The sequence below is a fragment of the Kitasatospora hibisci genome (genome assembly GCF_043950205.1).
In the GTDB taxonomy this organism is placed as follows: Bacteria; Actinomycetota; Actinomycetes; order Streptomycetales; family Streptomycetaceae; genus Kitasatospora; species Kitasatospora hibisci.
The window spans coordinates 2,706,807-2,731,955 of record NZ_CP171642.1 but is presented as its reverse complement, the minus strand read 5'-3'; the positions used below and the strand labels follow the sequence as shown (position 1 = coordinate 2,731,955).

20 protein-coding genes are annotated in these 25,149 nt (G+C 73.3%); 18 read left to right on the top strand and 2 right to left on the bottom strand.

Features of this window, described 5'->3' with window-relative positions; genetic code table 11:
• Positions 1-62 precede the first annotated feature (62 nt).
• From ACF9IK_RS11615 to ACF9IK_RS11595, 5 genes are read left to right on the top strand one after another with little or no spacing between them, the layout of a single operon-like run.
• A complete protein-coding gene (locus ACF9IK_RS11615; protein ID WP_395294160.1) occupies positions 63-1,883 on the top strand; it encodes an IucA/IucC family protein in 1,821 nt (606 codons plus the stop codon).
• Complete coding sequence (locus ACF9IK_RS11610; RefSeq protein ID WP_395294159.1) at positions 1,880-2,530, top strand: GNAT family N-acetyltransferase; 651 nt, start codon at positions 1,880-1,882, stop codon at positions 2,528-2,530. Before ACF9IK_RS11615 ends, ACF9IK_RS11610 begins: the two co-directional genes overlap by 4 nt.
• A gap of 15 nt (positions 2,531-2,545) precedes the next feature.
• A complete protein-coding gene (locus tag ACF9IK_RS11605; protein WP_395294158.1) occupies positions 2,546-4,057 on the top strand; it encodes a lysine N(6)-hydroxylase/L-ornithine N(5)-oxygenase family protein in 1,512 nt (503 codons plus the stop codon).
• A complete protein-coding gene (locus ACF9IK_RS11600) occupies positions 4,035-5,861 on the top strand; it encodes an IucA/IucC family protein (RefSeq protein WP_395294157.1) in 1,827 nt (608 codons plus the stop codon). The genes ACF9IK_RS11605 and ACF9IK_RS11600 overlap by 23 nt, the downstream gene beginning before the upstream one ends.
• A gap of 12 nt (positions 5,862-5,873) precedes the next feature.
• Positions 5,874-7,997 carry an ATP-dependent DNA helicase gene (locus ACF9IK_RS11595; RefSeq protein ID WP_395294156.1) on the top strand — a complete coding sequence of 708 codons (2,124 nt, stop codon included), beginning with the start codon at positions 5,874-5,876 and terminating at the stop codon, positions 7,995-7,997.
• Positions 7,998-8,187: 190 nt separating this feature from the next.
• Here ACF9IK_RS11595 and lexA read toward each other — a convergent pair whose 3' ends face one another.
• A complete protein-coding gene (gene lexA, locus ACF9IK_RS11590) occupies positions 8,188-8,850 on the bottom strand; it encodes a transcriptional repressor LexA (protein WP_395298544.1) in 663 nt (220 codons plus the stop codon).
• A 562-nt stretch (positions 8,851-9,412) separates the two neighbouring features.
• Here lexA and nrdR point away from each other — a divergent pair.
• Positions 9,413-9,910 carry a transcriptional regulator NrdR gene (nrdR, locus tag ACF9IK_RS11585; RefSeq protein ID WP_395294155.1) on the top strand — a complete coding sequence of 166 codons (498 nt, stop codon included), beginning with the start codon at positions 9,413-9,415 and terminating at the stop codon, positions 9,908-9,910.
• Positions 9,911-10,147: 237 nt separating this feature from the next.
• Positions 10,148-13,027 (top strand): vitamin B12-dependent ribonucleotide reductase, encoded by a 2,880-nt coding sequence (locus tag ACF9IK_RS11580; protein ID WP_395294154.1) that lies wholly within the window; start codon positions 10,148-10,150, stop codon positions 13,025-13,027.
• Between the two features lie 227 nt (positions 13,028-13,254).
• Here the strand turns inward: ACF9IK_RS11580 and ACF9IK_RS11575 are convergent, their stop codons facing one another.
• Entirely contained in the window at positions 13,255-13,821 is a 567-nt protein-coding gene (locus ACF9IK_RS11575; protein WP_395294153.1) for an SMI1/KNR4 family protein, read from the bottom strand.
• Between the two features lie 380 nt (positions 13,822-14,201).
• Between ACF9IK_RS11575 and ACF9IK_RS11570 the strand changes: the two genes are divergently transcribed.
• The 11 genes from ACF9IK_RS11570 (at position 14,202) to ACF9IK_RS11520 (ending at position 25,091) form a co-directional block, all read left to right on the top strand.
• Positions 14,202-14,447 carry an RNA polymerase subunit sigma-70 gene (locus ACF9IK_RS11570; protein ID WP_395294152.1) on the top strand — a complete coding sequence of 82 codons (246 nt, stop codon included), beginning with the start codon at positions 14,202-14,204 and terminating at the stop codon, positions 14,445-14,447.
• Between the two features lie 3 nt (positions 14,448-14,450).
• Positions 14,451-15,017: a Clp protease N-terminal domain-containing protein gene (locus tag ACF9IK_RS11565; protein ID WP_395294151.1), complete on the top strand. Its 567-nt coding sequence runs from the start codon at positions 14,451-14,453 to the stop codon at positions 15,015-15,017.
• A gap of 227 nt (positions 15,018-15,244) precedes the next feature.
• Entirely contained in the window at positions 15,245-17,044 is a 1,800-nt protein-coding gene (locus tag ACF9IK_RS11560; protein WP_395294150.1) for a sensor histidine kinase, read from the top strand.
• A 10-nt stretch (positions 17,045-17,054) separates the two neighbouring features.
• A complete protein-coding gene (locus ACF9IK_RS11555; RefSeq protein WP_395294149.1) occupies positions 17,055-17,525 on the top strand; it encodes a roadblock/LC7 domain-containing protein in 471 nt (156 codons plus the stop codon).
• The gene (locus ACF9IK_RS11550; RefSeq protein ID WP_395294148.1) at positions 17,522-17,890 is read left to right on the top strand and encodes a DUF742 domain-containing protein; all 369 of its coding nucleotides are present in this window, start codon (positions 17,522-17,524) and stop codon (positions 17,888-17,890) included. Before ACF9IK_RS11555 ends, ACF9IK_RS11550 begins: the two co-directional genes overlap by 4 nt.
• Complete coding sequence (locus ACF9IK_RS11545) at positions 17,871-18,560, top strand: GTP-binding protein (protein ID WP_395294147.1); 690 nt, start codon at positions 17,871-17,873, stop codon at positions 18,558-18,560. Before ACF9IK_RS11550 ends, ACF9IK_RS11545 begins: the two co-directional genes overlap by 20 nt.
• Positions 18,557-19,801, top strand: a complete 1,245-nt coding sequence (locus ACF9IK_RS11540; protein WP_395294146.1) for a cytochrome P450 — start codon at positions 18,557-18,559, stop codon at positions 19,799-19,801. The genes ACF9IK_RS11545 and ACF9IK_RS11540 overlap by 4 nt, the downstream gene beginning before the upstream one ends.
• A gap of 90 nt (positions 19,802-19,891) precedes the next feature.
• Positions 19,892-21,097 (top strand): cytochrome P450 family protein, encoded by a 1,206-nt coding sequence (locus ACF9IK_RS11535; RefSeq protein ID WP_395294145.1) that lies wholly within the window; start codon positions 19,892-19,894, stop codon positions 21,095-21,097.
• A gap of 348 nt (positions 21,098-21,445) precedes the next feature.
• Positions 21,446-22,834: an ABC transporter substrate-binding protein gene (locus ACF9IK_RS11530; RefSeq protein WP_395294144.1), complete on the top strand. Its 1,389-nt coding sequence runs from the start codon at positions 21,446-21,448 to the stop codon at positions 22,832-22,834.
• A 206-nt stretch (positions 22,835-23,040) separates the two neighbouring features.
• Positions 23,041-24,159: a carbohydrate ABC transporter permease gene (locus tag ACF9IK_RS11525; protein WP_395294143.1), complete on the top strand. Its 1,119-nt coding sequence runs from the start codon at positions 23,041-23,043 to the stop codon at positions 24,157-24,159.
• Positions 24,156-25,091 (top strand): carbohydrate ABC transporter permease, encoded by a 936-nt coding sequence (locus ACF9IK_RS11520; protein WP_395294142.1) that lies wholly within the window; start codon positions 24,156-24,158, stop codon positions 25,089-25,091. Before ACF9IK_RS11525 ends, ACF9IK_RS11520 begins: the two co-directional genes overlap by 4 nt.
• Positions 25,092-25,149: the final 58 nt, after the last annotated feature.

The window sequence follows — 25,149 nt, the reverse complement described above, 5'->3', positions numbered from 1 at the left end:
AGCGCCCGCCAGCCCCTCCACCACCCGTGCGCGTCCGCACCCACGCGCCCCAAGGAGCAGCCTTGAGCACCGCCCTCACCGGAGCCCCGCCCGACGTTGCGGCGCGCCGTCCCGCCCCGGCCCGCCCCGTCGCGGCCGCCGCCGTCGGCCCCGACCCGCTGCTGCACCCGGATCCGGCCGTCGCCGCCGAACAGGCCGGCCTGGAAGCCCTGTTGCGGTGCTGGGCCCGGGAGACCGGCGCCGTGCCCGGCGCGGACGGCCGGCTGCGGATCGCCGTCCTCGGCGGCGCGGCCCGGCTCTGCGCACCGGTCCGGTACTGGTCTCCGGCCGGCTGGCACCGCTTCGGCCCGGCCACCCTCTCGGCCGGCGAGGCCACCGCCGACGCTCCGGTGGACGCCGTCACCGCCGCCGCCCTGATCGCCGCCGCGGCCGCCGACCGGCCCGACCCCGGCCAGGTCGCGGACCTCGCCGCGCGGGTCGCCGACTCGGTGGTCCGCACCGCCGACATCCTCGCCCACCGCCGGACCGCCGCCGCCCCCGGCGGGCCGGAGGCCTCGCACTTCCTCGCCGCCGAGCAGTCGCTGCTGCTCGGCCACCCGCTGCACCCCACGCCCAAGAGCCGTGACGGGCTCGGCCCGGCCCAGAGCGCCGCATACTCCCCGGAACTCCACGGCTCCTTCCAACTCCACTGGTACGCCGTCGAACGCGAGCTGCTCGCCGCCGGATCCGCGCTGACCGAGAGCGCCGACCGGATCACCGCGGAGCTGCTCGGCGGACGCACGGCGCTGCCCCCCGGCACCGCCGCCCTGCCGCTACACCCCTGGCAGGCCCGCGAACTGGCACTGCGCCCGGCCGTCGCGGATCTGTTGGCCGACGGCCTGCTGCACGACCTCGGCCCGGCCGGCGAGGCCTGGTACCCGACCTCGTCGGTGCGCACCGTCTACCGGCCCGGCACACCGTGGATGCTGAAGCTCTCGCTCGGCCTGCGGATCACCAACTCCCGCCGGGAGAACCTCCGCAAGGAGCTGCACCGCGGCCTGGAGATGCACCGGCTGCTGGAGAGCGGCCTCGCCGACGAGTGGCGGGCCGCCCACCCGGGCTTCGACGTCGTCCGCGACCCGGCCTGGATCGGGGTCGACCACCCCGCCCTCGGCGACCCCGGAGGACTGGACACCGTGCTGCGCGCCCAGCCCTTCGCCCCCGCCGACCGCGCGCTCTGCGTCGCCGGACTGGTCGCCGAGCAACCGCTCGGCACCGGCGAGGCCGTCCCCTCCCGGCTCGGCGACACCCTGCGGGCCCTCGCCGCCCGCAGCGGGCGCCCGTTGCGCACCGTGGCCGCCGAATGGTTCCTGCGCTACCTGGACGCGGTCGTGCTGCCCGTCCTCTGGCTCGACGGCCGCGCCGGCATCGCGCTGGAAGCCCACCAGCAGAACAGCCTCGTCCTGCTGGACGCCGACGGCTGGCCGAGCGGCGGGCGCTACCGCGACAACCAGGGTTTCTACTACCGGCAGAGCGCCGCCGACCGGCTCACCGACCGGCTGCCCGGCCTCGGTGTGCGCAGCGACACCTTCCTCGCCGACGAGGTGATCGACCATCACTTCGCCTACTACCTCGGCATCAACCACGTGCTGGGCCTGATCGGCGCCCTCGGCTCCCAGGGCCTGGCCGACGAGGCGGTGCTGCTGGCCGCGCTCCGCGGCTTCCTGGCCGGCCCCCGGGCCGCCGCCACCGGCTCCGCGCTGCCCGGCCTCCTGCTGGACGCCGCCACGCTGCCGTGCAAGGCCAACCTGCTGACCCGGATCAACGGCATGGACGAACTGGTCGGGCCGGTCGCCACCCAGTCCGTCTACGTTGACATCCCCAACCCGGTGGCCGGCGCGTGAGCACTCCCCCGACCCTGGCCGGCGAGGTCGCCGGCTGGGGCGCCATGCCCACCGGCGCCGGCGAGTTCCGGCTCCGCCCGGTCCGGCTCCCCGCAGACCTGGAGCTCCTCGCCGGCTGGATGAACGACCCCGAGACCGCCGCGTTCTGGGAGCTGGCCGGCCCGACCGCCGCCACCGAGCGGCACGTTCGCGGTCAGCTCGACGGCGACGGCCGCAGTGCTCCCTGCCTCGGCCTGCTCGACGGCACCCCGATGAGCTACTGGGAGGTCTACCGCGCCGACCTCGACCCGCTCGCCGGGTACTACCCGGCCCGCCCCCAGGACACCGGGGTGCACCTCCTGCTCGGCCCGGCCGACCACCGCGGCCGGGGCCTCGGTGCCATCCTGATCGCCGCTCTGGCCGACCGCATCCTGCGCGAACGGCCGGGCTGTGAGCGCGTGGTGGCCGAGCCCGACGTCCGGAACCGGCGCTCCGTCCGCGCCTTCGAACGGGCCGGGTTCAGGCCGGCCGCCGAGCTCGACCTGCCCGGCAAGCGCGCCGCCCTGATGGTCCGCGACCGCGACCGCGACCGTGACTCTGGTCCCGGTCCCGGTCCCGGCCCCGGGCCCGGCCGCCCCGGCCGCCCCGACCCGAACCGACCCGCCTAGGACACCGCCCACCCCATGGACACCCCAGAGGACACCCCGGAATCCCGGCCGGCGCCGTACGACCTGCTCGGCGTCGGCATCGGCCCCTTCAACCTCTCGCTCGCCGCGCTCGCCGACCCCGTCCCCGGCCTGCGCACCCTCTTCTGCGACCAGCGCCCGGAGTTCCGCTGGCACCCCGGCATGCTGGTCGACGGGGCCCGGATGCAGGTGCCGTTCCTCGCCGACCTGGTCTCCCTGGTCGACCCGGCCAACCGCTGGTCCTTCCTCAACTACCTGCGCGAGCAGGACCGGCTCTTCCCCTTCTACTTCGCCGAGCGCTTCCACCTGCCCCGCCGGGAGTACGACCACTACTGCCGGTGGGCCGCCGAGCGGCTCGCCAACTGCCGCTTCGGCACCGAGGTCACCGCCCTGCACTGGGCCGGCGACCGCTACCGCGTCGAACTGCGGGACACCGCCACCGGGCGGCGCGAGGAGGTGTGGGCGCGCAACCTCGCGCTCGGCGTCGGCACCCGGCCGGTCCTGCCCGAGGCCTTCGCCGCCCTCGCGGGGCACCCGCGCGCCTTCCACTCGGCCGACTACCTGGACCGCCGCGGCGACCTCGCCGGCGCCCGCGACATCACCGTGGTCGGCAGCGGCCAGTCCGGCGCGGAGGTCTTCCTCGACCTGCTGCGCCGCCACGGCGACGACGGCGTCCGGCTGCGCTGGCTCACCCGGACCAGGGCGCTGGCGCCTATGGAGTACTCCAGGCTCGGGCTGGAGCACTTCACCCCCGACTACACCCGCTACTTCCACGGCCTTCCCGAGCCGGTCCGGGACACCCTGATCGACGCCCAGTGGCAGCTGCACAAGGCCGCCAGCGCCGAGACCCTGGCCGAGATCCACGACCACCTGTACGAGCGGACGATCGGCCGGCCGATGGACGCCGCACCGGTCGAGATCACCCCCGGCACGGCCGTCGCCGAGGCCCGACCCGGGCCCTGCGGCGGCCTCGAACTGGACTGCCGGCACACCGACTCCGGCACGCGGCACCTGCTGCGCACCGATGCCGTGGTCCTCGCCACGGGCTACCGCGCCGCCCGCCCGGCGGCCCTCGAACCGCTCGCCCACCTGATCGACTGGGACCGGTCCGGGCGCTACCGGGTCGACCTCGACCACCGGGTGGCCACCCGGTCCGAGCTCACCGGCGGGCTCTACGTCCAGAACGCCGAGCTGCACACCCACGGCGTCGGCACGCCCGACCTGGGCCTCGGCGCCCACCGGGCCGCCGTCATCCTCAACGCCGTGACCGGCCGCACCCTCCACCGGCTGCCCACCCGCACCGCCTGGACCGGTTTCGCCCCACCGCGCGCCGAGCCGCAGGCCGCACCGCACGCCGGGGGACCGGCGGCGCCGGGCACCGGGCAGCGGGACGAGCCGAAGACCCCGCCGCGCGCCGCGGCACCCACCCCCGAACCGGCCGCCCACCAACCCGCCCCTGCCGTTCCCCGTCCCCAGGAGTCGACCCGTGCCGCAGCCGCCGGCCGCTGAACCGCCGCTCTACCTGCCACCGCAGCTCACCCCCGGGCACTGGCAGCGGGCCGGGCGCACGCTCCTGGCCAAGATGCTCGGCGAGTTCGCCTACGAGGAGCTGATCACCCCCGAGCCCGGCACCGCCGAGGGCACCTACCTGCTCCGGCTGGACGGCGCCGAGTACCGCTTCCTCGCCCGCCGCGGCGCCTACGGCAGCTGGCAGGTCGACGAGGACTCGGTCCGCTGCTCGGTGCCCGACGGCCTCGACCCGCTGCGCTTCCTCCCGTACGCCCGGCGCGTGCTGGGCATGCCCGGCGACACCACCGGCCACCTGGTCCGCGAGCTCACCGCCACCCTGATCTCCGACGCCCACCAGCTCGCCACCGCGCTCACCGCCGCCGAGCTGGCCGACCTCGGCCACACCGACCTGGAGGGCCGGCAGGGCGGCCATCCCTGGATCGTCCCCAACAAGGGCCGGCTCGGCTTCTCCGCCCGCGACGCCGCCCGCTGGGCCCCCGAGGCGCGTACCCCGCGGCCGCTCCCCTGGATCGCGGTCCACCGCCGGCTCGCCGAGTACCGCGGCGTCCCCGGCCTCGCCGATCCCGACCTGCTCTACGCCCGCGAGCTCGACGACCCCGAGGCCCTCCGGGCCGCCCTCGGCCCGGACGCCGACGACTACCTGCTGCTGCCCGTCCACCCCTGGCAGTGGGACGAGACCGTCGTCCCGCTGTTCGCGCCGTGGATCGCCTCCGGCGAGATCGTCCCGCTGCCCTCCGACGGCGACCTGCGACTGCCCCAGCAGTCCATCCGCTCGTTCTTCAACCAGAGCCGCCCGGACCGCTGCACGGTCAAGCTGCCGCTCGCCGTCCTCAACACCCTGGTCTGGCGCGGCCTCCCGACCGAGCGCACGCTGGCGGCACCCGCCGTCACCGCCTGGATCCACGGCCTGCGCGACGCCGACCCGTTCCTGCGCGACGAGTGCCGGGTCGTCCTGCTCGGCGAGATCGCCTCCGTCACCGTCGACCACCCGCTCTACCGTGAGCTGCCCGAGGCGCCGTACCAGTACAAGGAGCTGCTGGGCGCCATCTGGCGCGAGCCGCTCGGCCCGGCCCTGGACCCCGGCGAGCGCGGCCGCACCCTGGCCGCCCTGCTGCAGACCGGCTCCGACGGCCGGGCCCTGGCCGCCGAGCTGATCTCCCGCTCCGGGCTCGCCCCCGCGGCCTGGACCGCCCGGCTGTTCGCCGCCATGCTGCCGCCGCTGCTGCACTTCCTCTACCGCTACGGTCTGGTCTTCTCCCCGCACGGCGAGAACGCCATCGTGGTCTTCGACGCCGCAGACACCCCCGTCCGGCTGGCCGTCAAGGACTTCGTCGACGACGTCAACCTCAGCGACCAGGACCTGCCCGAACTGCGCGGCCTGCCCGCCGAGGTGGCCGAGGTGCTGCTGCGCGAGGACCCGCAGGGCCTCTGCCAGTTCCTCCACTCCGGCCTCTTCATCGGCGTCTACCGCTACCTCGCACCGCTGCTGGAGGCCCAGACCGGCCTGCCCGAGGCGGAGTTCTGGGCCCTGCTGCGCGCCGAGATCCTCCGCCACCAGGAACGCTTCCCCGAACTGGCGGAGCGGTTCGCGCTCTTCGACCTCTTCCGCCCGCGGATCGACCGGCTCTGCCTCAACCGCAACCGGCTGCTGCTGGACGGCTACGGCGACCGCCCGCACCGCCCGCACGCCGCCCGGCACGGCACCGTCCCCAACGCGCTGGCCCCGGAGGGACCGGCCGCGCTGCCCGGACGACGGGACCGGATTGTCACCCCCGCCCCGTAGGGTGGGAGGGTCATGACGAACGACTCCGAATCCCAGCTCCCCGCCGACGCAGCCGAGGACGCCGCCGACGATTCGGCCGCCCACGACGCCGTCCCGCGGGCCCAGCTCCCCGAGCTGCTGCACGCTGCCGTCGCCGCCGTCGGCGGCGTCGAGCGCCCCGGCCAGGTCCGGATGGCCGAGGCCGTCGCCGACGCCGTCGACCACGGCGAGCACCTGCTGGTGCAGGCCGGCACCGGCACCGGCAAGTCCCTGGCCTACCTGGTGCCGGCCCTCGCCCACGGGGACCGCGTGGTGGTCGCCACCGCCACCCTGGCGCTCCAGCGGCAGCTGGTCGAGCGGGACCTGCCGCGCACGGTGGAGGCCCTGCACCCGGTGCTGCGCCGCCGCCCGCTCTTCGCGATGCTCAAGGGCCGCTCCAACTACCTCTGCCTGCACCGGGCCAACGAGGGCACCCCGAGCGACGAGGGCGAGGGCCTGTTCGACCCGGTCGAGGCGATGGGCGGGCCCGCCGGCAAGCTCGGCCAGGAGGTGCTGCGGCTGCGCGAGTGGGCGGACGAGACCGAGACCGGGGACCGGGACGACATGACCCCGGGCGTCTCCGACAAGGCCTGGGCGCAGCTCTCGGTCACCTCCAAGGAGTGCCTGGGCGCGACCCGCTGCGCGTACGGGCAGGAGTGCTTCGCGGAGAAGGCGCGCGAGCGGGCCAAGCTGGCCGACGTCGTGGTCACCAACCACGCGATGCTGGCGATCGACGCCATCGAGGGCGCGCCGGTGCTGCCCGAGCACGGGCTGCTGATCGTCGACGAGGCCCACGAGCTGGTCAACCGGGTCACCGGCGCGGCCACCGCCGAGCTGACCGTCGGCGCGGTCAACCGGGCGGTCAAGCGGGCCGCCCGGCTGGCCAACGAGAAGGCCGTGGACGCCCTCCAGGCCGCAGCCGAGAACTACCACGGCCTGATGGAGACCGCCCAGCCCGGCCGGGTGGAGGAACTGCCCGAGTACCTGGCGTACGCCGTCACCGCGATCCGGGACGCCAGCCGCCAGGTGATCACCTCTCTCGGCGAGACCAGGGACAAGGGGCTCAGCGACGAGGACGCCGTGCGCAAGCAGACGATGGCCGCCGCCGAGACGCTGCACGAGACGGCGGAGCGGCTGCTGGCCGACTCCGAGTACGACGTGGTCTGGATCGAGCGCAGCGACCGGTTCGGTCTGGGCACCGGCTCGCTGCGGGTCGCCCCGTTGAGCGTCTCCGGACTGCTGCGGGAGGGCCTCTACAAGGAGCGCTCGGTGGTGCTCACCTCGGCCACCCTCAAGCTCGGCGGGGACTTCAACGGCGTGGCCGCCTCGGTCGGGCTGCCCTCCGACGCCCGGCTGCCGGACGTCCGCACCCCGGGGGACGAGCCGGATCCCGGTGGCTTCGGGGACGACCCGGTGCCGTTCTGGCGGGGCATCGACGTCGGCTCGCCGTTCAAGTACCCGAAGCAGGGCATCCTCTACGTCGCCAGGCACCTGGCCGACCCGGGCCGCGACCCGGAACGCCCGGACATGCTGGACGAGCTGGCGGAGCTGATCGGCGCGGCCGGTGGGCGGACGCTCGGCCTGTTCTCCTCCATGCGCGGCGCCCAGGCGGCCGCGGAGGCGATGCGCGAACGGCTGGACAACCGGATCCTGCTCCAGGGGGAGGACACCCTGGGCGAGCTGATCCGGGAGTTCGCCTCGGACGCCACCACCTGCCTGTTCGGCACGCTCTCGCTCTGGCAGGGCGTCGACGTGCCCGGCTCGGCCTGCCAGTTGGTGGTGATGGACCGGGTCCCGTTCCCGCGCCCGGACGACCCGCTGATGAGCGCCAGGCAGAAGGACGTCGAGCAGCGCGGCGGGAACGGCTTCATGGCCGTCGCGGCGACGCACGCGGCGCTGCTGATGGCGCAGGGCGCGGGCCGGCTGGTCCGCGCGGCGGACGACCGCGGTGTGGTCGCGGTACTGGACCCGCGGGTGGAGACCAAGCGGTACGGGGGCTTCTTCCGCTCGTCGATGCCGGAGTTCTGGTACACCACCGACCGTAACCAGGTGCGGCGCTCGCTGGCGGCGATCGACGCCTCGGCGCCGCCGATCCGGCCGGTGGTCCGGCGGGGCTGAGGACGCGGCCCCGGGCCGGTGCTGCCCGGCCGAGCGGGACGGCCGGGCGGGACGGCCGGGCGCCGGGCCGCCGGCCCGGAGAGCGGCCGGCGGGCTCCCGCGGAGGGGGCCGCTGCACGGTCCGGAAACGCCGGAGGGGCTCCCCGCAGTGCGGTCGAGCCCCTTCCCGGTCTGCGCCCCGGCAGGCCGCTCAGAGGCGGCGCAGGACCGCGACGACCTTGCCCAGGATGGTCGCGTGGTCGCCGTTGATCGGCTCGTACGCGGGGTTGTGCGGCATCAGCCAGATCCGCCCGTCCTCGCGCTTGAGGCGCTTCACGGTGGCCTCGCCGTCGATCATCGCGGCCACGATGTCGCCGTTCTCGGCGACAGGCTGGCGCCGGACGGTGACCCAGTCCCCGTCGCAGATGGCTGCCTCGATCATCGAGTCGCCGCGCACGGTGAGCGCGAACAGCTCGCCCTCGCCGACCAGTTGGCGGGGCAGCGGGAAGACGTCCTCGACCGTCTGCTCGGCCAGGATCGGCCCGCCGGCGGCGATCCGGCCGACCAGCGGCACGTACGAGGTGGACGGGCGGCCGGCCGTCTCGGCGGTGTTGGGCCGGGCCACCTCCACGCCGCGGACCTCGTAGGCGCGCGGGCGGTGCGGGTCGCGCCGGAGGAAGCCCTTGCGCTCCAGGGCCATCAGCTGGTGGGCGACCGAGGAGGTGCTGGACAGGCCGACGGCCTGGCCGATCTCGCGCATGGACGGCGGGTAGCCGCGGCGCTGGACGGAGTCCCTGATGACCTCGATCACCCGGCGCTGCCGCTCGGTCAGCCCGGCCTCGTCGGTGCGGATGCCGGGGGGGCGCCCGGGCATCGAACGCGCCGGCGCCGGGTGGGTGTCGTCGAGCGCGGGGGCGTGCTCGATGGCCTGGTCGGGAACGCGGCTCGCGTGGGGAATGGCCGGGCCGGAGAGTCGGTGCTGTTCGCTACGGTCCATGCTGACGTCCACACTCTGCTGGTTCGTGGTGCGCTGGCCCACCTTGAGCTGGGAGTGTTCCTGCACCGGGATGGTGTTGCTTTCGATCGTGTTCACGGCGGCCCCTCTCGACGGCTGTCCTCTCCCTTTTCCAGCCCAACGGCACCTCCTATCGAAAGGTTGCGCCAAACACACGTTCGAGTGAATTATTCGGGAGTTGGCTGACTCGATCAAGGCTTTGTTGTACATCGATTAAATGTTCGATCCGAGATCGACGCCGGAAGTCTAGTCCGCGCCGACACGCCAGGGGTGTCACTTCCCCCGAAGACCTACATGTAGTGGCTACAGTCCACATCGTGCCCAGTACTAGTGGTCACGTCGCATGATCAGCTTGCCGAGGACGGGTCGGCATCGCATAGACTCGACAAGTCCGCACGTTCCGCCAGGGAGGGATCCTCAGGTGCACTGCCCCTTCTGCCGGCACTCCGACAGCCGCGTCGTCGACAGCCGGACCACCGAGGACGGCAGCTGCATCCGCCGTCGTCGGCAGTGCCCGGACTGCGGCCGCCGCTTCACCACGGTGGAGACGGCCGCGCTGATGGTCATCAAGCGCAGCGGCGTCACCGAGCCGTTCTCCCGGGAGAAGGTCATCTCCGGAGTCCGCAAGGCCTGCCAGGGCCGCCCGGTCACCGAGGACGCCCTCGCCCAGCTCGGCCAGCGGGTCGAGGAGTGCGTACGGGCCACCGGCAACGCCGAGCTCACCACCCACGACGTCGGGCTGGCCATACTCGGACCGCTGAAGGAGCTCGACGTGGTCGCCTTCCTGCGGTTCGCCAGCGTGTACCAGGCGTACGACGGACTGGAAGACTTCGAGGCCGCCATCGCGGAACTCCGCCGCGAACGGCCCGCCCCCGCGGCGGACGGCACCCCCGTGCCCGTCCCCGCCGCCGCGCCCTAGCGGCCCGGCGGAGCACACGGCCCCACGGGGCCGATCACCACAACCGGCCCCCGGCGGGGGTCGGCGACACACCGGCCCCCTACCGGGGTCGACGCGTGCCCGGAAGCGGTGCACGGAACATCACAAACCGTGCGGTACCAGGCGGGTCCTCGCCTGTCCGCACACCGGAAGAGCGAACCAGCGGTGCCCGGACTTTTCGGGGCACTTTGGGCGTTTGCCCAGGAGGAGGAGCGAGAAGTGACAGACACCACGAGCGGTTCCGCACGCGGGTCGAAGTCCGACAAGACCGCGGCCAAGGGCGCCGGCAAGGCCCCCAAGGGCGGTCTGCGGATCGAGCGCATCTACACCACCCCTGGCGTCCACCCGTACGACGAGGTCCGCTGGGAGCGCCGCGACGTCGTGATGACCAACTGGCGCGACGGGTCGATCAACTTCGAGCAGCGCGGCGTCGAGTTCCCCGACTTCTGGTCGGTGAACGCGGTCAACATCGTCACGTCCAAGTACTTCCGCGGCGCCGTCGGGACCCCGCAGCGCGAGTGGAGCCTCAAGCAGATCATCGACCGCGTGGTGCTCACCTACCGCGCCGCCGGTGAGAAGAACGGCTACTTCGCCACCCCGGACGACGCCGAGATCTTCGAGCACGAGCTGACCCACGCCCTCCTCCACCAGGTGTTCAGCTTCAACTCGCCGGTCTGGTTCAACGTCGGCACCAAGCAGCCCCAGCAGGTCAGCGCCTGCTTCATCCTGGCCGTCGACGACTCCATGGAGTCGATCCTCGACTGGTACAAGGAAGAGGGCATGATCTTCAAGGGTGGCTCCGGCGCCGGCCTCAACCTCTCCCGGATCCGCTCCTCCAAGGAGCTGCTCTCCTCCGGCGGCAACGCCTCCGGCCCGGTCTCCTTCATGCGCGGCGCCGACGCCTCCGCCGGCACCATCAAGTCCGGCGGCGCCACCCGCCGCGCGGCCAAGATGGTCGTCCTGGACGTCGACCACCCGGACGTCGAGGCCTTCATCGAGACCAAGGTGAAGGAGGAGGAGAAGATCCGCGCCCTGCGCGACGCGGGCTTCGACATGGACCTCGGCGGGGACGACATCACCTCCGTCCAGTACCAGAACGCCAACAACTCGGTCCGCGTCAACGACGAATTCATGACCGCGGTCGAGAACGGCACCGAATTCGGCCTGCGTGCCAGGATGACCGGCGAGGTCATCGAGACCGTCGACGCGAAGAGGCTCTTCCGCAAGATGGCCGAGGCCGCCTGGGCCTGCGCCGACCCCGGCATCCAGTACGACTCCACGATCAACCACTGGCACACCTGCCCGGAGTCCGGCCGCATCAACGCGTCCAACCCCTGCTCCGAGTACATGCACCTGGACAACTCCAGCTGCAACCTCGCCTCGCTGAACCTGATGAAGTTCCTGCGCGACGACGACTCCTTCGACGCCGTCACCTTCGCCAAGGTCGTCGAGCTGGTCATCACCGCGATGGACATCTCCATCTGCTTCGCCGACTTCCCGACCGAGAAGATCGGCGAGACCACCCGCGCCTACCGCCAGCTGGGCATCGGCTACGCCAACCTCGGCGCCCTGCTGATGGCCACCGGCCACGCGTACGACAGCGAGGGCGGCCGCGCCCTGGCCGGCGCCATCACCTCGCTGATGACCGGCACCGCCTACCGCCGCGGCGCCGAACTCGCCGGCGTCGTCGGCCCGTACGACGGCTACGCCCGCAACGCCGCCCCGCACCAGCGGGTCATGAAGCAGCACGCCGACGCCTCGGTTGCCGCCGTCTCGGTCGACGACCTGGACGCCCCGGTCTGGGCCGCGGCGAACGACACCTGGCAGGACGTGCTCCGCATCGGTGCGGAGAACGGTTTCCGCAACGCCCAGGCCTCGGTTCTCGCCCCGACCGGCACCATCGGCCTGATGATGGACTGCGACACCACCGGCGTCGAGCCCGACCTGGCCCTGGTCAAGTTCAAGAAGCTCGTCGGCGGCGGCTCGATGCAGATCGTCAACGGCACCGTCCCGCGCGCCCTCAAGCGCCTCGGCTACCAGGACGAGCAGATCGAGGCGGTCGTCGCCCACATCGCCGAGCACGGCAACGTGGTCGACGCGCCCGGTCTGAAGGGCGAGCACTACGAGGTCTTCGACTGCGCGATGGGCGAGCGCACCATCTCCCCGATGGGCCACGTGCGGATGATGTCGGCGATCCAGCCGTGGATTTCGGGCGCCATCTCCAAGACGGTGAACATGCCGGCCTCCGCGACCGTCGAGGACGTCGAGGAGATCTACTTCGAGGCGTGGAAGATGGGCGTGAAGGCGCTCGCGATCTACCGTGAGAACTCGAAGGTCGGCCAGCCGCTCTCGGCCAAGAAGAAGGACGAGGAGAAGGCCGCCGAGGCCGCCCCGGCCGCGGTCGAGAAGGTCGTCGAGTACCGCCCGGTCCGCAAGCGCCTGCCCAAGGGCCGTCCGGGCATCACCACCTCCTTCACGGTCGGTGGGGCCGAGGGCTACATGACCGCCAACTCCTACCCGGACGACGGCCTGGGCGAGGTCTTCCTGAAGATGTCCAAGCAGGGTTCGACCCTCGCGGGCATGATGGACGCCTTCTCGATCGCCGTCTCGGTCGGCCTCCAGTACGGCGTTCCGCTGGAGACCTACGTCTCGAAGTTCACCAACATGCGCTTCGAGCCGGCCGGCCTGACCGACGACCCGGACGTGCGGATGGCGCAGTCGATCGTCGACTACATCTTCCGCCGCCTGGCGCTGGACTTCCTGCCGTTCGAGACCCGCTCGGCGCTCGGCATCCACTCCGTCGAGGAGCGCCAGCGTCACCTGGAGACCGGTTCCTACGAGCCGCTGGAGGCCGAGGAGCTCGACACCGAGACCCTGGCCCAGTCCGCGCCGGTGACCAAGCCGGCCGCTCCGGCGGCCCCGGCGGTCGAGGCCCCCAAGGCCGCCCCGGCGCAGGCCCACAACTCCACGGAGCTGCTGGAGATCCAGCTCGGCCTCAACGCCGACGCGCCGCTCTGCTTCTCCTGCGGCACCAAGATGCGTCGCGCCGGCAGCTGCTACCTCTGCGAGGGCTGCGGCTCCACCAGCGGCTGCAGCTGAGTCCGGCCGTCCACCGATTGGACCCTGCCTCTCCGGCCCGGCGGTCGCCTGACTGATCGTCGGGCCCCGGAGCCCGGCCGGCAGGAGTGTCCCCCCGGAGTACTGAATCTCCGGGGGGACACTCCTGTTGAGGGGGGTGGGGAAGACGTGGGTCCGGTGGTGCGGACGCGCGAGCCGGTCGCCGCCGTCATCGAGACCGTCCTCGGAGGCCTCCTCCGCTCACCCCGCTACCCTCGCGGGGCGGCGACCCGGTCCCGCCCCGAGGTGTCGTGGACGGGCCTGTCGACCAGGCCCGCCACGAACGCCTCGAAGTTCTCCGCGACGAAGGTGATCGCGAAGTCGTTCTCCTGGTCGACGTGGACCACCGCGGGCTCGCCGTGCCTGCCGCGCGCTCGGTAGTCGAGGGCGAGCATGTCGTGGCCGGCCGAGGGCGTGTCGCCGAAGTAGACGCCGATGTCGGGGTGCTCCCACATGTCGATCCAGAACCGGCTGCCGAACTCGCCGCCGAGCGAGTGGGGCCGGTCCCGTCCGATGCCCCGGAGACCGTTGATCTCCAGGTGGTCGACGGCCCGGGAGGCCGCCTGCGGCATGGGGAAGTGGTTTCGGGCCGGAACGCCGCCGTTGTGCGCGGCCATCAGGGCCACGCAGGAGTCGGGCGGGCGGTATCCGCCGAGCTCCTCCTCCGGCGACGCGATCAACTCCGGTGAGGGTGGGGCCTCCTCCACGTACTCCGCCAGCGCGTACGCGGAGTCGTCCCAGAACCCGGCAGCGTCGAAGCCGTCGAACCGTCCCACTTCGCCCCCTTCTGCCTCCTCGCCCGGCGATTGTGCGGTCGGCGCCCGGACGCGGCCGCGGACGCCCGCGGCGGCAGGACGTGCGGGGCCTGTTCGGATCCGGCCGGTGGTCGACCGCCGCCCCCGGCCGGCCGAGTGCCGGAGCGAAGGCGGATCCCGGTCTGGAGGGCGAGGGCCGTGGGCGGGATCGAGCGACCGGCGAGGGGCGATGGCGTCCGGAACCGCAGACTCGCGGGGCAGGCGGGCAGGCAGGCGGGCGGGTGGACGGCTGAAGGCGAGGGCCGGGCGGGGTCCGGCTCGACAGGGGGCAGCCGCCTCTTTCGCGCGCTCCGCGTCAACCAGGGTTGACACCATCCCGGTTGTCAACCTATGTTGACGGCATGAGCGAGAACGGTGAGCTTGCGGCTGCCGCCGGCAGTCGGGATCCGGCGGTCGGGCTGCGTGCGGTCCGGGCGTTGCGGGATCTGGCGGACCGGCTGGAGGGGCTGCAGGTCGGGAACGCCCGGGACCAGGGGTGGTCCTGGCAGGACATCGCGGTCTGCCTCGGGGTGAGCAGGCAGGCGGTGCACAAGAAGTACGCCCGGCGCGGGGCCGGGGGATCCGGTGGGGACAGGGACGGAGACTGAGCGATGTTCGAGCGGTTCACCGAGGATGCGCGGCGTGCGGTGGTGCAGGCGCGGGAGGAGGCGGCGGGGCTGGGGCACGGGTACATCGGGACGGAGCACCTGTTGCTGTCGGTCCTCGCCTGGCCGGAGGACCCGTCGGCCGCGGTGCTGGTCGAGGCGGGGCTGGACCACGCGACCGCCCGGCAGGCCGTGCGGCGGCTGCTGGGGGAGGGGCGCGACGCGCAGGCGCTCGCCTCGATCGGCGTGGACCTGGACGCCGTCCGGGAGGCGGTGGAGTCGGTGTTCGGGGCGGGGGTGCTGGATGCGCCGGCCGAGGAGCCGGAGCCGCGGCGGCGGGGCTGGTTCCGCTCCGACGCCAAGGCCGGGCGGGTGCCGTTCACTGCCCGGGCGAGGAAGGCGCTGGAGCTCTCGTTGCGGGAGTCGCTGCGGCTGAAGTCGGGTCACATCGCGGTCGGGCACCTGGTGCTCGGTGTGATCCGGGAGGGCGAGGGCCTCGGTGCGAAGGTCATCGCCGACCACGGCCTGGACGCCGCGGAGCTGCGGCGGGCGATCGAGGCGAAGACCGGCTGAACCCCGTGGGGGAGTGGCGGTGGTCGTGTGTGCGGAGCGTGCCTGAACGAGACTGAGCGTCAACTCTCCAGTTGAGGCGAACAGCTGAATGGATATGATCGGCCGAAAGTGTGAACCGATCAGCCCGCCCGGAGACGTTTCACCACGTCGGCCGGGCGGTGGCGCGTTCGCCCGCCCCCGCTGTCGGCGTCCGTTCGTGGACGCCGCTGTTGCCGAGGACCGCACCGATGAGAGAACGCACCAGCCCCGTCGCCCCGTCGTGGCGGCGGATCGCCCCGCGGACCGCGGCCCTGACGGCGGCGGCCTGTCTGCTGGCGGCGATCGCCGGACCGGTGGCGGTCCTCCGGGCGGTGGACGCCCACCAGCCGCTGACCGCCGTCGCGGTCTGTGCCGTCACCGTGCTCTGGCTCATCGCGGTCTGGACGGCGGCCACCGCCACCGAGCGCGCCCGCCGGCTGGACGGCGAGCTCGGCGTGGGCGAGGAAGAGGCGATGACCGCGCTGGTCGTGGCCGGCGCCGCGAAGCAGGCGGAGGCGGCCGCGAAGGCGCGGGCCTCCGCCGCGGAGGCCGAGCGCGAAGCCGCCCGGGCCGAGGTGGCCCGGGCCGAGGCGGACGCCGCGGCCGTCCGGGCCGACCTGGCCGCCGCGCGGGCCGAGATCGAGACCGAGAGGGCCGGGCGCGCCCAGCTCGACCGGCTGGCCGAGGACGTCCTGCCCGAGGTGGTGAAGCGGCTGCGTGACGGCGCGTCCGTCGACAGTGCGCTCGCCGCGCACCGCAAGCATCCCCAGTACGCGCTGCTGCGCGTCGTCGCCGAGGAGATCGGTCGGGGCGAGCGGCTGCGGGCCGCGGCCCTCGCGGTCTGTGCGACGGCCGCCGGGCGGGTCCAGGCGCTGGCCACGAGCATGCACGCGGAGCTGCGCGAGATGCAGCACCGGCACGACGAGGAGGTGCTCGGCGACCTGCTGCGGCTGGACCACTCCACCGCACAGGCCGGCCGGATGGCGGACGGCATCGCGGTGCTCACCGGCGCCCGCTCCGGCCGCCGCTGGGCCAAGCCGATCGCCGTGGAGTCGGTGCTGCGCGGTGCGCTCGGCCGGATCGGCGCCTACCAGCGGGTCCGGCTGCACAACGCCAGCACGGCCGCGGTGGCCGGGTTCGCCGCCGAGGGCGTCATGCACGCGCTCGCCGAGATCCTCGACAACGCCACCAACTTCTCCGCCCCGCCGGCAGAGGTGCACGTCTACGTCGAGGAGGTGCCGGCCGGGCTGGCGATCGCCGTCGAGGACAGCGGCCTCGGGCTGAGCGAGAGCTGGCTGCGCCGGGCCGAACGGGCCGTCTCCGCCGAGCCGCTGGACCTCACCACGCTTTCCGCGGGGACACGGCTCGGCCTCGCGGTGGTCGGCTCGCTGGCCCGCAAGCACGGGTTGCAGGTCTCCTTCCGACCATCGGCACGTGGCGGTACCGGGGTGGTGATGCTGATCCCGCAGCAGTTGGTGACGCACCCCGCGCCGGAGCCCGCCCCGGCGCCCGTGCCGGCCCGAGCGATCGTCCAGACCGCTGCACGCCCGGCGCTCGGCCCAGTGCCCGCTCCGGCCCCGGCCCCCGCGCGCGCCGTGCCGTCGGCCGCCCCGGTGCCCCCGGCCGAGCCCGTCACCCCGGTGACCCCGGCCGACGCCGCGTCGGCCGCCCCGGCGCCCGTCCGGGTCACCGACAGCGGCCTGCCGCAGCGCCGCCGCGGTCAGACGCTGGCCGCCACCGCCCCGGCGGCCACGGCCACGGCCCCGGCCGCCGAGCCGGCGCGCAGCGACAGCGCGACCGCCGCGGCCCGGTTCGGCGCGTTCCGCAGGGCCGCCCAGCAGGCCAGGACCGGCGCCACCCCGGCCGGGGAGGCACCGCCGCCCGCGGCCGCCAGCCCGGCGCCCGTGGCCGCCGTTCCGGTCACCTCCGCCGCCCCGGCCGCCGCCACCGATGCCTCCCCCGCCACCGCACCCCCCACCACCCCCGACGCCTCCCCCGTCGCCGAGTGAAGGACTCCTGATGAGCAGCGCCACCGATCGTGACCTCGACTGGCTGTTGGAAAACCTCCTGACGGCCACCCCCGGCACCCGGCACGCCCTGGTGCTCTCCGCCGACGGCCTGAAGCTCTGCCACACCTCCGGCCTCGGCGCCGACCAGGCGGACCAACTGGCCGCGATCGCCTCCGGGATGCAGAGCCTGGCGCACGGCGCCTCGATCGAGTTCGGCGACGGCAGCGGCGGTGTGCGGCAGTCGATGACCGAGTTCCACGGCGGCATCCTCTGCATCGTGGCGGCCGGCGAGGGCGCGCACCTCGCCGTGGTCACCGACGACGACGCGGACGTCGGCGTGGTCGGCCACAACATGCACGGGCTGATCGAGCAGATCGGCGTCCACCTGAGCGCCCCGGCCCGGGAGGCCGTGGCCGACGGCGACGGTGCACGGACCGGCGGGGACGTCGGCACGGCGGCCCGCGAGGACGCGCCGGCATGACCGGCCGGCCGGTCATGCCGGGCCGTGACGACGACCCGGACCGCCTCTACACCATCACCCGCGGCCGAAGCCGGTCCCCGGAGAACGCCTTCGACCTGGTCACCCTGATCGTCTCGGAGCGGGAGCCGGCCCCGGGCATGCAGTCGGAGCACGTCCGCATCCTGCAGATGTGCGGGGCCCCGACCGCCGTCGTGGAGGTCGCCGCAGAGCTGGCGCTGCCGGTCTCGGTGGTGAAGATCCTGCTCGGCGACCTGCTGGAGAGCGGGGCGGTCACCGCCCGTCACCCCCGGTTCGCGCCCACCAAGGCCCGGCTGCCCGATCTCGACACGCTGAAGCAGGTGCTGCATGGACTCCAACGGCTCTGAGCTGCCGGACGCCCGTCCGGCCGGGCGGACCCCGTTGCGCGGTACCGCCGACAACGCTCTGAAGATCGTCGTGGTCGGCGGCTTCGGCGTGGGGAAGACCACCCTGGTCGGCGCGGTCAGCGAGATCCGTCCGCTGAACACCGAGGAGACCATGACCAAGGCGGGCGAGGGGATCGACGACCCCTCGGGCGCCTGGGGCAAGCGCTCCACCACGGTCGCGTTCGACTTCGGCCGGATCACGCTCTCGGAGCGCCAGGTGCTCTACCTGTTCGGCGCGCCGGGGCAGGAGCGGTTCTGGTTCCTCTGGGACCGGCTGTTCAGCGGCGCGCTCGGCGCCGTCGTCCTGGTCGACACCCGGCGGCTGGAGGAATCCTGGTACGCCATCGACCGGCTGGAGCACCACGGCACGCCGTTCATCGTCGCCCGGAACAACTTCGGCGAGCCGACCCACACCCTGGAGCAGGTCCGGGAGGCGCTCGACCTGCCGGCCGAGGTGCCGCTGGTGGACTGCGACGCGCGGGACCGCGAGTCGAGCAAGCAGGTGCTGATCGAGCTGGTCCGCCACCTGGCCGCCCGGGTGGAGGCCGCCGCGCAGGCCGGGGCTCCGGTCGCCCCGCTCACCGCCGAAGGCACCACCGACCCGTCCCCGTACGAGGAGAGCACCCCGTGACCGAGCCCGCCGCCACCCCGCCGCCGGGCTGCCCGGCGCACGCCGGCGCCACCCCGCTGTACGGGCCGCGCTTCCAGACCGACCCGGCTCAGCTCTACCGCGAGCTGCGGGCCGCCCATGGCCCGGTCGCCCCGGTCGAGCTGGCCGGCGGCGTGCCGGCCTGGCTGGTGATCGGCTACCGCGAGCTGCAGCTGGTGACCGGCCAGCCGCAGCTGTTCGGCCGTGACTCCACCCGCTGGAACGCCTGGGAGTCGATCCCCGAGGACTGGCCGCTGCGGCCGATGATGGCCCCGGTGCCGTCGATCCTCTACGCCGAGGGCGAGGAGCACGTCCGCCGCTCCCGGGCGGTCACCGACGCGCTCGCCGCAGTCGACCCGTACGAGCTGCGCAAGCACGCCGAGGAGATCGCCGACCGGCTGATCGACGAGTTCGCGGGGCGCGGCGAGGCCGACCTGGTCGCCGAGTACGCACACCGGATGCCGCTGCTGGTGCTCTGCCGGCTGCTCGGGCTGAGCGAGGAGCAGGCGCCGGTCCTGACCGACGGTCTGCTGGCGATGCTGGACGGCGGGCCGGACGCGCCCGCCGGCGCGCAGCGGCTGCTGGGCGTGATGCTCGACCTGGTGCGGGAGAAGGCCGAGCACCCGACCGAGGACATCGCCTCGCGGATGCTGGCACACGCCGCGGGCCTGGACCACGAGGAGGTCATGCGCGACCTGCGGGTGCTGCTGATCGCCGGCCACCAGCCCACCTCGTACTGGATCTCGAACGCGATGCGGCTGATGCTCACCGACGAGCGGTTCGCCGCCTCGCTCTCCGGCGGCCGGCGCAGTATCAGCCAGGCGCTGAACGAGGCGCTCTGGGAGGACACTCCGACGCAGATCTTCGCCGGCCGGTGGGCGACCCGGGACACCCAGCTCGCCGGTCAGCGGATCGCGTCCGGTGACATGGTGCTTCTGGGCTTCGCGGGGGCCAACTCGGACCCGTCGGTGCGGCAGCCGGACGGGCGCCCGGCCGAGGGCAACCGGGCGCACATGAGCTACTCGTACGGCGAGCACGGCTGTCCGTTCCCGGCGCAGGAGGCGGCCGAGGTGATCGCCGCCACCGCGATCGAGGTGCTGCTGGACCGGCTGCCGGACCTGCGGCTGGCGGTGGCCGAGCACGCGCTGGTGTGGCGGCCGTCGGCGTGGGTGCGCGGGCTGGTGGCGCTGCCGGTGTCGTTCACGCCGGGTTACCGGGGCTGATCCGGGCCGGGCGGTCCGCCGCGTCGCCACCGCCCGTCCGCGCCCGTGCATGACTGTTCAAGAACGAGGAACCGAAGGAGAGTTGTGCCGATGACCGCGCTGATGGCCCTCGACCCGCTGGCCCGCGACAACGCCGCCGAGGGTGCGCTGCTGCGTGCCGCAGGGCCGGCGGTGGCGGTGGAGCTGCCCGGCGGCGTCGCCGCCTGGGCGGTGACGCAGCACGCGGCCGCCCGTGACCTGCTGACGGACACCCGGCTGGTGAAGGACGCCGCGCACTGGGCGGCCTACCAGCGCGGCGAGGTGCCGAAGACCTGGCCGCTGATCGGCCTGGCGGTGCCCGGCCCGAGCATGGTGACCACCGACGGCGCCGAGCACCGCCGGCTGCGGGCCCTGGTGGCGCAGGCGTTCACGCCGCGCCGGGTGGAGCTGATGCGTCCGCGCGTCGAGGAGATCACCCACGGTCTGCTGGACGCCCTGGCAGCGGGGGAGCGGGTGGTGGACCTCAAGTCGGTCTTCGCCTTCCCGCTGCCGATGACGGTGATCTGCTCGCTGCTGGGGGTACCGGAGTCCGACCACGGCCACCTGCGTGACCTCTACGAGAAGTTCTTCGGGATCCGCCCGAACCCGGAGGGCATCCAGGCGACCATCGCCGGGCTGAACGCCTTCGTCAACGACCTGGTGGCGCAGCGCCGTTCGGTTCCGGGCGACGATCTGGCGAGCGTGCTGCTGGCGGCGGACACCGAGGGCGGGGCGCTGAGCGACGCGGAGGCGGCGGCCACGCTGCGGGTGATCATCGCGGCGGGCCACGAGACCACGGTGAACCTGATCGGCAACGCCGTCCGGGCGCTGCTGGCCCACCCGGACCAGCTGGAGCTGGTCCGGTCGGGGCAGGTCGGCTGGGACGCGGTGGTCGAGGAGTCGCTCCGCTGGACGCCGCCGACCAGCAACTTCCTGTTCCGGTTCACCACCGAGGACGTCGCGGTCGGCGGGACGGTCATCCCCGCGGGCGAACCGGTGCTGATCTCCTACAACGCGATCGGGCGGGACCCTGCCCAGCACGGCGTGACGGCCGAACTGTTCGACGTCACCAGGGACCCGATCCGGCACCTGTCGTTCGGCCACGGCCCGCACGTCTGCCCGGGGTCGCCGCTGGCCCGGCTGGAGGCGGGGGTCGCGCTGCCCGCGCTGTTCGAGCGGTTCCCGGAGCTCCAGCTGGCGGTGCCGGACGAGCAGCTGCGGCCGAGCCCGTCGCTGGTGGTCAACTCGCTGCGGGAGCTGCCGGTCCGGCTGTACTGACACCGGCCGCGCCGCCGCGTCCCCGGTGGCGGTGCGCCCCCTACGGGCCCTGCGAACGGGGCCGTGCCCCGGGCCGCGCCCGTGCCCGGACCGGCGCCCGGTGCCGCGCGCCTGCGCCCCGCCGGCCCCGTCCGCTCCCGGACGGGGCCGGCGGCGTTCCACGCCGGGCGAACGGGGTCACGACCGCGGAACCTGCCGATGAAGGTCGAACGCGGACCTTGGCGCGGGGTGCCGGCTGCGTTAACGTCGTCAAATCGGCCTGCCGCCGCGTTCATGTCGATCTCCGGTACAGCGCAATGTCGTTCCGTCGTACTGCCGGCGTTTCGCGCCCTGGCGAGGAGGACCGCATTGACCCCGACCCCGACCGTGCCGTCCACCCGTTCCCGACGGTTGGCAGCCGTGCCCGCCCTGCTGGCGGCACTGGCGCTGACCGCGGCCTGTTCCAACAGTTCGGACTCCGGCGGCTCGGGCGGTGGTGACGGCGGGGGCAGGGCCCTGACCGGCGACTGCGCCGAGTTCCAGCCGTACGCCGGGCATGCGGGCACCACGGTGACCGTCTTCGCCTCGATCCTCAGCCCCGAGTCGGACAACCTGGAGAAGTCCTGGTCCGGGTTCAGCTCGTGCACCGGCATCAGGATCAGCTACGAGGGCTCCAACGACTTCGAGTCCCAGCTGCCGGTCCGGGTCACCGGCGGCAACGCGCCGGACTTCGCGATCATCCCGCAGCCCGGTCTGCTGGCGCAGATGGTCAAGAGCGGCAAGGTGGTGAAGCCGCCCGCGCAGACGGTGGCCAACCAGGACAAGTGGAGCCCGGTCTGGAAGACCTACGGCTCGGTGAACGGAACCTTCTACGCGGCGCCGATGAGCGCCAACATGAAGTCGCTGGTCTGGTACTCGCCGAAGGCGTTCAAGCAGGCCGGCTACGAAGTGCCGAAGAGCTGGTCGGCGCTCATGGAGCTCAGCGACCGGATCGCCGGGGCGGGCGGCGGCCGACCGTGGTGCGGCGGCATCGCCTCCGGGACCGCCACCGGCTGGCCGGCCACCGACTGGCTGGAGGAGGTGGTGCTGGGCTCGTACGGCGGCGAGGTGTACGACCAGTGGGTGAGCCACGAGGTGAAGTTCTCGGACGAGAAGATCACCGCGGCGATGAAGACGGTCGCGGGCTGGATGCAGAACCCCGCCTGGGTCAACGGCGGCTACGGTGACGTGAAGTCGATCGCCACCACGACCTTCCAGGACGCGGGCGCGCCGATCCTCACCGGCAAGTGCTTCATGCTCCAGCAGGCGTCCTTCTACAAGGCGCAGTGGCCCAAGGACACCAAGGTCGGTCCGGACGGCGACGTCTTCGCCTTCCAGCTGCCGGCGGTGAACCCGGGCGTACCCAACCCGGTCGAGGGCGGCGGTGAGTTCCTGACGGCGTTCGCGAGCCGGCCCGAAGTGCAGGCGGTGCAGAACTACCTGTCCAGCCCGGAGTGGGCGAGCAGCCGGGTGAGGACCGCCACCGGCTGGGTCTCGGCCAACCAGGGCGTCGACAAGAGCCTCTACACCGACCCGATCGACCGGCTCTCCGCCGACGCGCTCACCGACCCGGCGGCGACCTTCCGCTTCGACGGCTCGGACCTGATGCCCGCGGCGGTCGGCTCCGGGCAGGAGTGGAAGTCGCTGACGGCCTGGTTCGCCGAGGGGCAGTCGATCCAGAAGACGGCCGCCGACATCGACGCCGCCTGGCCGCACTAGCACTAGCACCAGCGGCGGCGCGGCTCGTCACGGCCGCGGGGCTCGCCGGCGAAGGCACGGCGAAGTCCACCGACGAAGTCCACCGACGAGGTCCACCGACGAGGTTCACCGACCAGGTTCGCCAGGGACCACCTGCCGAGGGCGGTGCGGGACCACCCACCCGCACCGCCCGCCCCCTTCCCCTCCGGACGGGAGGATGCACCGCCATGTCCTTATCCGGCACCGCACTCGCCACGGCCGGCGCCGCCTCGCTCGGCGCGCCGGCCCCCTTCGGCACCGCCACGCCCCTGGGCGACGCCACGTCCGTGGGCGGCGCCCCGGGCTTCGGCGGCACCGCCCTGGCCGCGGGGGCCTGGGGCGACGCGGCCGTGAAGTTCGGCAACACCGTCGGCGCCGTCGCCGGGTTCCTCGGCATCCTGCTGCTGGTCTTCCTGATCGCCGGCCGCGCCTCCGGGCGGCTCGCCCGGCCGCTGTCCGTCGCCGTCTTCCTCGGTCCGGCGGTGGTGCTGCTGCTGGTCGGCCTGGTCGTGCCGCTGGTGCGCACCGTCTACCTGAGCCTGCAGAACGACGACAGCACCGGATTCGTCGGCGGTGAGAACTTCGGTTGGGCTTTCACCACCGACTCGGTGCAGAAGGTCCTGGTCACCACCCTGCTCTGGCTGGTGGTCGCCCCACTGGCCGCGACCGGACTCGGCCTGGTGCTGGCGCTGCTGGTGGACCGGATGCGCGGCCAGGCGGTCTACAAGTCGCTGATCTTCATGCCGATGGCGATCTCGCTGGTCGGTGCCTCGATCATCTTCAAGTTCGTCTACGAGTCCCGGGACGCCTCCCAGCAGCAGATCGGCCTGCTCAGCCAGGTGGCGATCTCCCTCGGCTGGGAGCACCCGCCGAACTGGATGCTCTCCCAGCCGCTCAACACCTTCCTGCTGATGGCGGTGATGGTCTGGGTGCAGACCGGCTTCGCGATGGTCGTCCTCTCGGCGGCGATCAAGGCGATCCCCGACGAGGTCACCGAGGCCGCCCGGCTGGACGGCGCGGGCGGGGTGCGGCTGTTCTGGTACGTCACCGTGCCGATGATCCGCACCACGGTGGTGGTGGTCCTCACCACCGTCATGATCACCACTCTCAAGGCCTTCGACATCGTCCGCACCATGACCGGCGGCAACTTCGGCACGCAGGTGCTGGCCAACGAGATGTACTCGCAGTCCTTCGTGCAGTTCAACACCGGGCGGGGCAGCGCGCTCGCGGTGATCCTCTTCCTCGGGGTGCTGCCCCTGGTGGCCTACAACATCGTCCAGCTGCGGAAGGAGCGCGGGGTCCGATGAGCGTGCACCGCCCGACGGGCGTCCGGACCGGGCGCGGCCCGGTCCGGAAGGCCTTCAGCAGCCCGCTCGCGTCGGGCTTCGTGATCGCGGTGACCGTCCTGTGGACCGTCCCCACCCTCGGCCTGCTGGCCACCTCGCTGCGCCCCAAGCAGGACGTGACGGCCGACGGCTGGTGGAACGTCCTCCTCCACCCGGACCTCGGCCTCTCCAACTACCACACCGTGCTGTTCGAGGGCGGCTCCGGCGTCTCCACCGGGCTGATGCCGTTCCTGGTGAACTCGCTGGCGATCAGCATCCCGGCCACCCTCTTCCCGCTGGTGCTGGCGGCGATGGCCGCGTACGGCCTGGCCTGGGTGCGGTTCCGGGGGAGCGACACGGTCTTCTTCGTGGTCTTCGCCCTGCAGGTGGTGCCGATCCAGATGGCGCTGATCCCGTTGCTGCAGCTGTTCTCGGGCGGCGCCCACCTGGGTCCGCTGACGCTGATCCCGGCGGTGGACCTCAAGGGCACCTACGCGCCGGTCTGGCTGGCGCACACCATGTTCGCGCTGCCGTTGGCGATCTTCCTGCTGCACAACTTCATCGCCCAGCTGCCGCGTGACCTGATGGAGGCGGCGGTGGTGGACGGCGCCTCGCACTTCAAGATCTTCCGGTCGATCGTGCTGCCGCTCTGCACCCCGGCGCTGGCCTCGTTCGCCATCTTCCAGTTCCTCTGGGTCTGGAACGACCTGCTGGTGGCGCTCACCTTCGCCGGCGGTACCCCCGAGGTGGCGCCGATGACGGTCCGGTTGGCGCAGCTCTCCGGCTCCTTCGGCGGGCGCTGGGAGCTGCTGACGGCGGGGGCGTTCCTCTCGATCATCGTTCCGCTGACGGTCTTCTTCGGCCTGCAGCGGTACTTCGTCCGCGGTCTGCTGGCCGGATCCGTCAAGGGGTAGGACGGACCGGCGGAGGGATTGCGGCGGTTCCGTGGACAGGGCCGAAGCGCAACCGGTA